This window comes from Shewanella sp. SP1S2-4 (assembly GCF_031932075.1).
In the GTDB taxonomy this organism is placed as follows: domain Bacteria; phylum Pseudomonadota; class Gammaproteobacteria; order Enterobacterales; family Shewanellaceae; genus Shewanella; species Shewanella baltica.
This window is the reverse complement of sequence record NZ_JAUOET010000033.1, coordinates 34142-45617: the sequence shown is the minus strand read 5'-3', so window position 1 is coordinate 45617 and position 11476 is coordinate 34142. Positions and strand designations below refer to the sequence as shown.

Below are 11476 nucleotides of genomic sequence, written 5' to 3'. Positions count from 1 at the left end.
TAGTTAATACGGTAAAGCGATAGTTTTTACTTTGGCTCTGACGACGAATCATTATAGTGTAGGCTTATGATTTTTATTGACAAAAAAAGCATGTGCAGTATCTTATACTGTTTTATATTTTGCTTATTTTTTAGATCAATAGGGGGATAAATGGATGAGACGTTTAGCAGTACAAACACGTAATGACTCATATGGATCGAAAAGGGATTATCAAGATATACATATTAAAAAATCTCAGCAGCTGCAAATACCATCAGGAAAAGTTATATTTAGTAAGTTTGTTGAATTTAAGGACGATGTGTCTTTGTTGGCATTTGGTGGTTTTATTTTTCCGACACGAGATACACATCTTAATTTGCGAATAGAAATAAATGGTGAATTTTATGATGAATCTTTTAAGCTTATACAAAATTGGAATAGAGTAGGTCTTTGTGTTTCTGTGGCGGGTCTCAAATCAGCTAGAATACGTGTTCATTTAGAGTTTGATAATTGTATTAATTTTTCTGCATGGGGGCTTGAACTAGACAAGCTTGAACTTTCAGAAGATATTACTAGTATTGCAGGTTTCATTGAAGCTCTGAACCAAAATCATTTAAGTCCTGAAACCTATTACTTCGAGCATTCCAACAGTATAGATGTAGATTTGGATGAAGAACAATATTCTCATATCAAAATAACTGAGGGAGCTGATGTTGAGCTTAAGAAGTGTTCATTCTGTCAACGTTTATTGCCTTTAAGAAGTGATTTGCCCGGTGCAATATCGTTCCATAAGCATAATGCAAAAATTTCAAATCATCAGAATGAATGTAGATCTTGCAAAAAGTGGAGAATAAATAATACTTTTAATCCACTTAGAACAACTGATCAGCTTCACGAGTCATCAGTGATTACTAGAGAGAGAAAGTTACTTTTACGAGAACCTATGATCTTGCAGGAGATCAAAGAACGATCTGGTGCTGGGTTAAAATCTCAGATATGGGAAAAATTCGAAAGAAAATGCTTTTATTGTAAAAATCCTGTCGCTTTAAATGAGTTTCAACTGGACCATACAAGACCTTTAGCCTACTTATGGCCAATTGATGAGCATGCAACGTGTCTTTGTGCCGAACATAATAATCAAAAAAAGGATAAATTTCCTGTTGATTTCTATAGTTACGAGCAATTAACTGAGCTCTCAAGTATTACTGGTTTGCCACTGGAGCAATTATCTGCGAAAGGAATAAATGAACCAGAGTTGATTAGAATTATTGATAATATAGTTGATTATTCTCGGAGTTGGGATGCGAGAACTTTTAATGCCATTGCTAGAAAAGTTATTGAATTAAAACCTGAATGTGATCTGTTTCATATTTTGCGAGGTAATTCTGAAGCGGCTTTCTTATCTGTGATGGATGAATTAGAAAACCGCCCTGAATCAGTAGGTTAAAATACTGGCGTGAAGAAAAGCAAATTATGTGCTTTGGTAAAACCTTTATCCTTAATGCCATGATTTGCGACTTTATCAACACAATCTAGCACTTCACCTACATATTCGAAGTTTGGAGGTGCTAGTTTTTTAAGCTCCTCTGACATATCTTTTTTTCCACCTTTCCCTAAATGGAGTATAAGTATTCCATTTTTTTTGATAACTTTGTGACACATGTTAAAAAAATCTTTGTAAACTTCAATATTGGCTACTTGCTGCCTTTCCAGATAGTCTAAACTATCTTTTTTAAAGTTTTCATCGCTCCAACCGCAAAACCATAATCTTAACCAATTAGGTCTATCGAATCTCATTCCATAGAAAGGTGGAGAGGTGATAATTGCATCATACTTAGTAGAAGTATTAGCTAGTTCTCGAAAGTCACCGTGTATACCACGACCATGAACGAAAGTGGATGGAAGCTCTACAGACAAAGCTCTCAATCCTTTTTCTTTTATCTTTTCAAAAGTGTTTTTGTATACAAATTCACCTGTAGGAGAAAATGGTGTAATTGGATGTGAGTTTCTCGATAAGGCATATGGTCTATTTCCGTGTAGTATATGCAAAAGACATGACCAAAAAAAATTCTCACCATCTGTTTTTTCATGATTATTCTTGCTAAGAAACATTTTTTTTAGTTTTAATATCTCTTCTAAAGTCTTTGGATGATAATAATCTTTCACTGTAGCGTTTAGACCAAAATTTGCATTTTCATAATCATCTTCTGATAATACTATTTGATCATATTTTGCTTTGATTACGGTTAGTAAATTTTCGAATTGATCTAACGAAATAGGAGAAAGTTTACCTTTAGCAATTGTTGACGCGAATGGACTTTTATCATTAGAAACTGAATATCTACCAGACATAGAAGCTTCAAATGGAATAGTACCAACACCACCGATAGGATCTAAAACAGAGCCACCTTCAGGTACAAATTCTTTTATCAACCAATAAGCGATAGAAGGCTTTAGTTTACCTTGGTAAGAGCATAATGAATGTAAAGGATGTCCCCAATTTTTTTTTGAATAAGGTTCAGTTTTATATGGTAACTGGTTTTGAAATTGTTCTATTTTAGTTTTTAATAATGTTGTCATTTTATTCATTCTTTAGTAAACACTAATTCTACTTGCACGAGCTCGCTCTTGTCTCTTGAGAATCTTTTGGCTAATGTATGCTCGTGAATAAATGTCAAACCAGCTTTCTCAGCAACTTCTCGGAGTAAAGTATGAGTTGGTACGTGAACACCGTAAAATTTTGAATCACCAATATCTAAAAGTAATTTACCTCCAACTATTAAGCCCTTCTGTACGTTTACAAGCACTTCAAACATGTCCGAAAAGTAGTGACGTACCATTGTAGGAATCCTTTTATCTTTGGACTTTATATCAAGTTCTTGTGCGACAGCTTCAACACTAGCAAACTTGAAATAATCCTCCTTTTTATATACATCATTAATACCTCCAGTGACAGTTAGCTCCCTATACTTCTTTAAGTCTTTTTCACTACTAATTAAAGACATCAGCCATAATTCAATTTTAGTATTTCTAAAATAGTTAGTACCGTTTAAGTATGGAGGTGATGTTAGTACTAAATCGAATTTTCCGAAGTAGCTTTCAGGAATTACTTTAGCATCATTTGAGACTTGAACAGTATCCTCTATTTCATCAGGATAATTTTCAATATCCCGAATCATCCGCTCGATCGATTCTGTGATCATTTTTGAGACATTAACAACACGGTTCTTATATTCATTAGGTTTTCGCCTCCTTAAATCAGCCCTTCGAGTCATGTTAGAGCATGCCACTGCATTTGCAGCACACGCTAGTCTTAATAACCTGAGTATATGAGGTTCATCTTCACTAACATCATTTACAAAATCCATTGCAGCGAGGAGTTCTCTTATATGATTTTCTTCAAAGAAGTCTCTATTTGGAAACGCTTCATTATAGTTTGATAAGTCAATACTTTTAGATTTAAGTTTCAGGTTATCTTCTTTAATTAGGTTCAAATAAGAGTTTGTAATAACTTTAAATCTTTCAAAATTATTTTTCGCCCATCCTGCTGATGAAACTTTGGCGTTACATACTTCAACCATAAATGGATTCAATTCTGAAAAATAAGACTTAATCCCAAGTAATGAAGCCGATAATTGGGTTGTTCCTGAACCACCAAAAGGGTCATAAATAGCTTTTGGTTTAGAACCGTCTCTTAAAATTGCATCCCTAGCATAGTTAGCTGAAAAACCTTCTACGTATGGGTACCAACCATAACTTCCTTTTCTTAAACTGTCAGAAAAAGTAACCCCAATAGCTTCAGTTTCTTTTTTGAGATTAATGGGTTTTGAGTTTGTATTCGGTTGTAAATATTTCTCATGCAACAGAGATAATATGACATTGCTTAGGCTGCGGTGTTCTTTCGTAGCAAGTGACTCTAAATGCTCTAGTGTTGGGTCTCCTAACTCATGACGAATTTCAACACCACCCATTGCTAGCGTTTTTCCAATAAAGTCCTGTGTCCAACCATTTTTATCTGAAGGGGTAGGTATGCTTATATTAACCTTCGTTGGGTTTCCTGATAGTACTTTTTTTTGGGGAAAGTAAATCGTTTTAAATTGATGTTTTGTCACTCGAAGTTCTCTATCCTAACTTTTGTGGTATTTTACATTTTTTTCTTTGAGAAAGAAAAAAGAATTGATATTATTTTGTCGAATGGACAGAGCGACCGCATGAGTGTACATTATTTAGTCGGTGCACATAATCCAGCGATTAACACCTTCTTCAGAAATTCTGGATTCATTAAACAACTCTTTCGTTTACCAACAATGCTGAGCTTTGTCGGTTCTTTTTGTAGCATGTTTAGAGACATGTGCCTTAAGTAAGCGAGGTTTTCAGCGCCGTTATTTTTGTATATCTGGCATGTATCTTCGTTCATGGTGACATCCAAGACCCAGTGCATTGACTCGAACCGCCAATGTTCGCGAGTCGCACTTAAGGCTAGCTCTGCTGATAACACTTTCGAACTTATATAGTAACGATATTCAAGGCTCGCCGCCTTGCCTTTAACAGCCCTAAAGCTTTCTTTAGTGCTTCCCAATGTGTAAAATCACCGTCAAGTGCAGCTGAACTCAGCACGTAGCAGGTTCGGTTTTCAATACGACCATGACCAGTTTCTATGTTGAAATTGTCATCAATTAAGCCAGCTGAACGATGCCAACTAAACGCTTTATTTACCGCTTTAGCCAAGTTGCCTTGATTGTTTTTTACCGCCAGTAGGAAGTCATCACTTTTGTCGATAATCGCTTTTGCAATAGCGTTTGACAGCCCATAGCATCGATTGTCACTAGCGCCCCGCGCAGGACTAGCATTTTTAATAAGGGTTGGAATGGCTGTGATTTCATTACTTTTTTTTTACTCTGCTTTTAATTGACCAAGTACCAGCTTATTCGCTGAGGCATAAGCGCTTATCATGTGAATAGTACTGCTTTGAACATCACGAATATATGAACCACGTAGTGTCTTTCCATCAATCGCAATGACTTCTCCATTCGTCAGATGATGAGCCGACTTCATCCATGCAAGAAAACACACATTAAAGCTATCAGGAACAAACATAGAAACTATCCTAGTAATGGTATCGTCAGCAGGGATCCCATCGATGAACATTTTTTGTTTTTTAACCAAGAATGTATTCGCGGATCTCGAACCAGCCATTGGAACTCGCAATAACAGCGCACAGCGAACTGAACAGTATATCGAACAGGGGATAGGTGACTTTTGCTCTTTGATGGAGGTCGTCAATGGCACTAAAATGCTGCTTGAATGATTCGATAAACATAATCTGAGACCTGAAAAAGGAGTATAAGATCACAAGCACGTGAACAGGTCAATATTCATCTAAAATCGCTCAAATAACGTTCACGACCTGACCCTTGTAGAATGGTAAACGATGATAAGACCGCTAGATATGTAGATTCTGTGTGGATTGACTGAAAGAAAGTAACATCTATCGCCATTAATAGTAAATAATGTATAAACTGAACGTAAGGGTATTACAGTATTTAGATATTACTAGTAAGCAGGTCTCGTAGAATTCAAAATCCCGCGCCCTTAAAAGCGTGCCAGTTCGAGTCTGGCCACTGGTACCACTTCAAAGCCGACCTTAGTGTCGGTTTTTTTGTATCTAAAATTCAGTCATGTTAGATACTTACCAACTCGCTACTCTGCTAGAGTTCATCATTCACCTTCCTGCAAAGCACCACACTGGGCATACTTGCCTAGGTCAAATCTTTGATGGTGGTTGTTTTTCCATTCTCCATCACCGACTTAATCCCGTTATCTCTCGCAGCAGTGCTCGAATACATTTGGCTAGTGCCTATGATTTGATGGTTGGCTGCTTTGAGGTTGAAATACGGCTTCTCGTTTTTAGCCACTTCTTTGGCATATCGGGCTTCGATTGGGGAGTTGGTTTGCACGGATTCAATACCGTTCAACGCGCCACTCTTACCTGTGTAAAGCTCGCTGGTGAGAATGACCTCTCCATTTCCCGCCTTTAATACAAACTTAAATTGCTCATTACTGCTTTTACTTAATTCATACCATCCTGACATGGGTTTGCTCCTTATTCTTTAAGACAGTCCATAGCGCAAGCAAGGAAGACATTTCCTGCTTGAGCATCAGTGTAGTCGATTTCATTTTATTTGAGATGTGACTTTTACGGTGGTTTTGAGTGTTTTGAGGGTTAATCTGCTGACACACTGACATTAAAAACGGCTAACTCCTGCCAATAGCACAGGAAGTTTTGCTCCCATATCGGGTAAAACTCTACTGCCGCTTCAATGACGAGTAGGCCACTAATGCTTTGAAATACGCCGCAGCTAAAATCAAAGTCCAGTTCTTTAACCAACTCCCATTGCCCCATTTGGCCGACATAGCAAAAGTCGGTGATGTAGCATAACTGCCATTGCTCGGCGTGTTTCTCTAGCCTTATCTCCACGGGATGAAAGCCACCCCGTTGTGGGCTGTAATCTGGATCACGAAAGTTAATCGTCACGGCATTGTGGGGTTGGTTACTGATAAACGGGGTTAATGCCAATAGCAGTCTGTCAGAGACAGGCAAGGCCAGCTCTTTATTAATGGTATTCATTGTGTGTCCTTAGTCGGTGTTAGAACAAATCGCTGTGGGTTTCGCGAAGGCTAGTAAAGCGGTTAAGGCCAATAATCACATGGTCGAGGACATTGATATCCAGCACTTTGGCGCACTCAATGACTTTACGGGTGAATTGAATATCGCTAGTGCTTGGTGTTGGATCGCCTGAAGGGTGGTTATGAACAAGGATAACGCTGGGCATATTCAGAATAACGGCCGTGCGTAACACTTCGACGGGTCGCATACTGATACCGTTCACGGAACCTGTCGCCACCACTTCAACACAGTTAATGGTGTGCTGGGTTGTCAGATTAGCCACGATAAACATTTCTTTGGTTTCATGCTTTAGGTAGTCAAATACCTGCGCGGTATCTTCAGGTCGTGTGATGGCTTGCTCGGCCAAGGCGCACTGGGTTTCTTTGAACTGATATTTGACATTGATTTCTCGGATAATCGCCATGGTCTATCCCTATAGATGATAAAGACTCAGGAGAGAAGGGGCTTCCTTCTGCTCCTGATAGTGTGTGCATTACTTGGTGGTTTTGGCTGAGGTATCGCCCTTAGCCTCACTCTTTTGTTCTTTACTGGCCTCAGCGTTAGCCTTAGCCTTCTTGGTTGGGAACTTGGCGGCCTTGAGGATGAACTCATCTAGCTCACCTTTCTCCACGGCATCAATAATCAGCTTGATAGTGTCAGGTAGCTTGGCTTTATCACCGACATCAATGGCGGGTTTATCCTTTACCAGTTCTATAGGCTTAATCCCGATACGGACTTCGAAGTAATAGTGACCTTCACTGTCGTAGTACCATGGGCGCACTGTGATACGGCGGCGCACCTTCTTACGCTCTCCTGTCTCAGGGTCTTTGACACTTTTCTCACGGTAGGCTTCAAACTCGCGGCCTTGAATAAAGCATTCGGCCATATCCAATTGCTGCTTCAGCTTGTCAACCAAGCGGGTTCTTTTGCCGATGATAGGTGGCTTAACGGCGATTTCAGGGCGAGCGATAACCTTGAGCGAACTCAATAATGTTGTCATGGGGTGTTCCTTTTCGTGGTTTAGTGGGTTGTATTGCTGGGTTTAGTTGATAAAGCCAATGCGGCGCGCGGCTTGTTTACGGTTGTTTTCTTGGGTTAACAGAGTCATGGCCGTGGCTCTGTGGTTGCGGTTAGGTTGAAATAACATGCGCCTTGCTACGATAGCGAAGTCACCGGGCGTTAATTGTTGTAGTGCATGAAGTTGGTCTGCTTCAGTTTGGGTTAACTTAGTGATACCCAATACTTGCTTATATAAGGTCTGGCGCTGTGGCTCCGTCAGATAGTCACAGGTCAGTTTAAAGTCAAAGCGGCGCATCACTGCGCTATCGATTGCGCTGAGTGCGTTAGTCGCTGCAAACACAGGCATTGTGTTGCATTCAAGCTGTGACAGCAATTCGTTGATAAGCTGTACTTCATACTGCGCTTGAGCGCTCTCACGCTGACTGAGCAAGCTATCGACTTCATCAAAGAGCATCAGCTTCTTTGTTCTGTGCGCTTCTCTAAACAGCGCTGCAATGTTCTGCTCGCTCTCACCGACATACTTGCTTAGTACATCAGAGCACTTGATGTGCATGATATCCATACCGTGGGTTTCAGCTAAGTGATGTACCCAGCCTGTTTTGCCTGTACCTGGGGGACCATTGAGTAGCACCCTAACAGGGAGGCTGTTGGCTATCGCGGTGTCGATATCACAGATAATGGACTGCGTATCTTGTCCATCGATGGCGTTAAGGTTTAAGCAACTCGGGTCAAAGCTTAGCTGGCCTTGATATTTAGCCGCTGGCGGCTCTTCACCACAGGCTTCAAGGGTGGCATCGATAACATCCAATACCACGATTTCAGCCTCATCCCCTGTTAAAGCTAAGGTACTCGCCACATGGGCGGCGTTCGCAATATATGCCGGAGCAGCATTAGATTTGCTGGCTAACACCAAGCGAAATGCATCCGACACCTTAAGTGATTTGAGCATGGTTTTACTCATGGCAAAGCTAAAGGCTTCATCGGGCACAGGGATTTCCATCACTAGCTTAAAGCGGCGTATGTAGCTTGGTTCAAGTTGCGATACATGGTTGGTAATCCAAATAGCAGGTACAGGATTGGTTTCCAGTAAGCGCATTAAGCCTTCTTTAGAGTAATGCTCATCAGCGTGCTTAAACACGCTTTCGCATTCATCAACCAATAACAGGCTTTCATCTGAGCCATCGAGCAAGCTTTGCAGTAGATTAAGGTAGGTTAAGCGTTGGCTAGTCGGCTCTTTACTCAAGAACTCCTCAGTGACTTTGCCATCCTCAAATTGCACACTTTGCACTTCCACTAAGCTGCGACGCATTGCCTTTGCTAAGGTGCGAGATAGCTCTGTCTTGCCTGTTCCCGCTGCCCCATAGAGTAAAATGTTAACCCCTTTAAGCCGCTGAGCCATGGCAGCCCTTAGATAGCGATACACTAAATCGGCATTCACATGCTCAAACTGCTTCAGCTTGAACTGTGCTGTGGGGCTGTGTTTGATAATCGGCGCGAGCAAGGCTTCACGGCGAGTGAGCTTTTCAGTCACCAACAATACCCTAAACGGCTCCGGTATTCTTAACAAATGCGGTAGGAGTAATGCTGCTCCCTCAATAAAGCGATTACGGGCTAAAGGTTCTAGCTGCTCATGGATATCATCACTGCTAAGCCCCGTCTCATGCTCTAACCAATGAATGAGGATATCCGTATCATGGTCAGCTAACAGGTTAAGCAACTCTTTGAGCCCTGCATTGGCATTGAGCACGATGATGAGCACCATCATGGGTTTCATCGCGGCATCAAGCTTAAACAGTTCACACAGAAACCGCGCATTGTGCTGCACCGTTTCTGCCATGACAGGGTAATTATCCTTAAGCGGAAAGAGCGCGAGGGTGCTGTCGATATCATGATTAATGCCATGTTGCAGCTTGATACCCACTAACGAGTTAATCGCATAGGACGGCATATACTCAAAGCCATAATCGACGGCTGACAGCAATAAGTCTTCGGCGATTTGAGTTGCAAGGTAGTAACAATGCTTAGCGTGTTTAGCGATGGGTTTGACGTTTATCATCGACTGCCTCGCCCCCGTTTAATGGGTTTATCCGGCGGGATGTAATCCAGCATCGCAGCGGCTTGCTTCATAAACGCATGGTCACGTTTATCATAAATGGTAGTGGTACTGATATCGGCGTGTCCTGCCATTTGACGCACGGTATTGATATCCACGTTTTGCTCAAGCAAGCGAGTAATGAAGGTACGGCGTAAATCATGGGGTGATACGTTATCTACCCCTAGCTCATACAAGGTATCTTTAACTAACCGATACAAGGCCGTGGGTGTGGTTGGCTCGGTTAACTTAAGCTTGCCTGTCAGTGTCGACTTACACACTAAATACCCCTGCTGACGCTGACGTAACTTAAGCCATGCCAACAGATTTTGCTCTACCCACTCAGGTAAAAATAAGGTGCGACTCTTATTACCTTTACCTGCTGCCACTGTCAGGGTATGCAAGTTGGCATCATAGTCGTGCAGCATCAACGCCGATAACTCACTGCGGCGCAATCCAGTACCCAAGAACAGGCTGAATATCAGCAGATTACGGGTAGCAAAGGTGCCTTTTTGCGTTTTGCAGTACTCCAATACTGCGGTCACTTGCTCTGTGCTTAACGGCGTACCTTGATGCTCACCGTGCTTCACTTGATTGATGGTCTGTAAGTTAGCAACTTGCGATAAATCGGCTTTGTTCATCAAGGCTGCCACTTTGACGATATTCTTAATTGCTATCATGGCGCGGTTGATGGAACGGGCTGACCACTGCGCATGGGTCATCACTGCGCGTATTTGCAGTGCTTGTTGATAGTCAATCTGACACAGCTTGTCATCGAGACAGTCTTCTTGCCACTGCATGAGTCGCGCAATACTGCGCATTTGTGAGCTGATAGAGCGCTGACTATTAATAGACAGGCGGCTCAAATACAGCGCATAAGGGGTCGCTGTAGTCATAGAGAACTCCAGTAAGTGTATTAAATTGAATAGTGTTTAGAAGGTTGAACGAGAAGGGAAAAGTGATACTAGAAACACATTCATAATATCACTTTGAGGACTAAATTTCAGCCACTGTTTTTGACACGGTTAGGATAAATAAAATGTTAGGTATACATTCGATTTTTGGTATAGGAGAGCCACTTAGTTGTTAATGCTTTTTTCTGCATAGAGGTCGTTAAGTGAATATGCACTAGATTACTATCAGAACCGAGTTTCTTCACTTCTCCTGTCGCTTTGTAATGCTCAAGGCTATTTTCATAACAAATTTCAGTAGCGGTGATGTAGTAGAACTCATGTAATTCGATAAGACAGGTAATTAATTCTTGTCTGTTAAGCATTATACCTGCATCCATGAGGAGCTTTAGTAGGTGCTTAATTGGTAACCAAAGAATTTCAGGTTGAGAGCTTTTCGCTGAAATAACATAGACAAAGTCATTGCTAGTCCCATCTGCTAAATTTTTATCTTTAAACTTTTTGTTGAAATCAGAAAGGTCGAACACCAGTTCTTCAAAATTGGTTGTCTCATAAATGTACAAAAAACAACCTACCCTAACGGCGTTATGGCTTAATTGCTGATTGGTAATGATATTTGTTATAAATGTGTATTCGTCATCACTGTAATCGCTTGCACCTCTAAGCTTGCCTAAATCGGGAGCGGTCTCTAATCCTTCCTCGCAGATGTCTTTGCAGCGAGAAATTAGTTCTCGTTTGAAGTTATCTTGAATTCGTCTAATTGGGTTTTCTTGAGTTCCATAATTCTTATTCATATATATATCCATT

Annotated in this window: 9 protein-coding genes and 2 pseudogenes; 1 reads left to right on the top strand and 10 read right to left on the bottom strand. The window is 40.9% G+C overall.

Features of this window, described 5'->3' with window-relative positions; all coding sequences use genetic code 11:
• Positions 1 to 154: 154 nt before the first annotated feature.
• The gene (locus Q4Q52_RS20130; protein ID WP_311991474.1) at positions 155 to 1426 is read left to right on the top strand and encodes a hypothetical protein; all 1272 of its coding nucleotides are present in this window, start codon (positions 155 to 157) and stop codon (positions 1424 to 1426) included.
• Here the strand turns inward: Q4Q52_RS20130 and Q4Q52_RS20125 are convergent.
• The 10 genes and pseudogenes from Q4Q52_RS20125 to Q4Q52_RS20080 all read right to left on the bottom strand — a co-directional run bounded on the left by Q4Q52_RS20125 (position 1423) and on the right by Q4Q52_RS20080 (position 11463).
• A complete protein-coding gene (locus Q4Q52_RS20125) occupies positions 1423 to 2559 on the bottom strand; it encodes a hypothetical protein (RefSeq protein WP_311991473.1) in 1137 nt (378 codons plus the stop codon). The genes Q4Q52_RS20130 and Q4Q52_RS20125 overlap by 4 nt on opposite strands.
• A 5-nt stretch (positions 2560 to 2564) precedes the next feature.
• Positions 2565 to 4091: a hypothetical protein gene (locus Q4Q52_RS20120; RefSeq protein ID WP_311991472.1), complete on the bottom strand. Its 1527-nt coding sequence runs from the start codon at positions 4089 to 4091 to the stop codon at positions 2565 to 2567.
• Positions 4092 to 4201: 110 nt separating this feature from the next.
• A pseudogene (locus tag Q4Q52_RS20115) lies at positions 4202 to 5299 on the bottom strand (ISAs1 family transposase).
• Between the two features lie 439 nt (positions 5300 to 5738).
• Entirely contained in the window at positions 5739 to 6071 is a 333-nt protein-coding gene (locus Q4Q52_RS20110) for a YegP family protein (RefSeq protein ID WP_011847750.1), read from the bottom strand.
• 131 nt (positions 6072 to 6202) lie between these two features.
• The gene (locus tag Q4Q52_RS20105) at positions 6203 to 6607 is read right to left on the bottom strand and encodes a DUF2787 family protein (RefSeq protein WP_311991471.1); all 405 of its coding nucleotides are present in this window, start codon (positions 6605 to 6607) and stop codon (positions 6203 to 6205) included.
• A gap of 19 nt (positions 6608 to 6626) precedes the next feature.
• Positions 6627 to 7070 carry a JAB domain-containing protein gene (locus Q4Q52_RS20100; RefSeq protein ID WP_115335485.1) on the bottom strand — a complete coding sequence of 148 codons (444 nt, stop codon included), beginning with the start codon at positions 7068 to 7070 and terminating at the stop codon, positions 6627 to 6629.
• A 69-nt stretch (positions 7071 to 7139) separates the two neighbouring features.
• A pseudogene (locus Q4Q52_RS20095) lies at positions 7140 to 7676 on the bottom strand (DUF6641 family protein); the annotation flags it as partial.
• 12 nt (positions 7677 to 7688) lie between these two features.
• Positions 7689 to 9722 (bottom strand): AAA family ATPase, encoded by a 2034-nt coding sequence (locus tag Q4Q52_RS20090; protein WP_311991470.1) that lies wholly within the window; start codon positions 9720 to 9722, stop codon positions 7689 to 7691.
• Positions 9719 to 10654: a site-specific integrase gene (locus Q4Q52_RS20085; RefSeq protein WP_311991469.1), complete on the bottom strand. Its 936-nt coding sequence runs from the start codon at positions 10652 to 10654 to the stop codon at positions 9719 to 9721. The genes Q4Q52_RS20090 and Q4Q52_RS20085 overlap by 4 nt, the downstream gene beginning before the upstream one ends.
• A 146-nt stretch (positions 10655 to 10800) precedes the next feature.
• A complete protein-coding gene (locus Q4Q52_RS20080; RefSeq protein WP_311991468.1) occupies positions 10801 to 11463 on the bottom strand; it encodes a hypothetical protein in 663 nt (220 codons plus the stop codon).
• Between the last annotated feature and the right edge of the window lie 13 nt (positions 11464 to 11476).

Bases quoted from the DNA above. Each gene is read 5' to 3' on its own strand.
- Q4Q52_RS20105 (WP_311991471.1), bottom strand. From the start codon at position 6,607: ATGAATACCATTAATAAAGAGCTGGCCTTGCCTGTCTCTGACAGACTG.
- Q4Q52_RS20125 (WP_311991473.1), bottom strand. From the start codon at position 2,559: ATGACAACATTATTAAAAACTAAAATAGAACAATTTCAAAACCAGTTA.
- Q4Q52_RS20085 (WP_311991469.1), bottom strand. From the start codon at position 10,654: ATGACTACAGCGACCCCTTATGCGCTGTATTTGAGCCGCCTGTCTATT.
- Q4Q52_RS20090 (WP_311991470.1), bottom strand. From the start codon at position 9,722: ATGATAAACGTCAAACCCATCGCTAAACACGCTAAGCATTGTTACTAC.
- Q4Q52_RS20110 (WP_011847750.1), bottom strand. From the start codon at position 6,071: ATGTCAGGATGGTATGAATTAAGTAAAAGCAGTAATGAGCAATTTAAG.
- Q4Q52_RS20100 (WP_115335485.1), bottom strand. From the start codon at position 7,070: ATGGCGATTATCCGAGAAATCAATGTCAAATATCAGTTCAAAGAAACC.
- Q4Q52_RS20080 (WP_311991468.1), bottom strand. From the start codon at position 11,463: ATGAATAAGAATTATGGAACTCAAGAAAACCCAATTAGACGAATTCAA.
- Q4Q52_RS20130 (WP_311991474.1), top strand. From the start codon at position 155: ATGAGACGTTTAGCAGTACAAACACGTAATGACTCATATGGATCGAAA.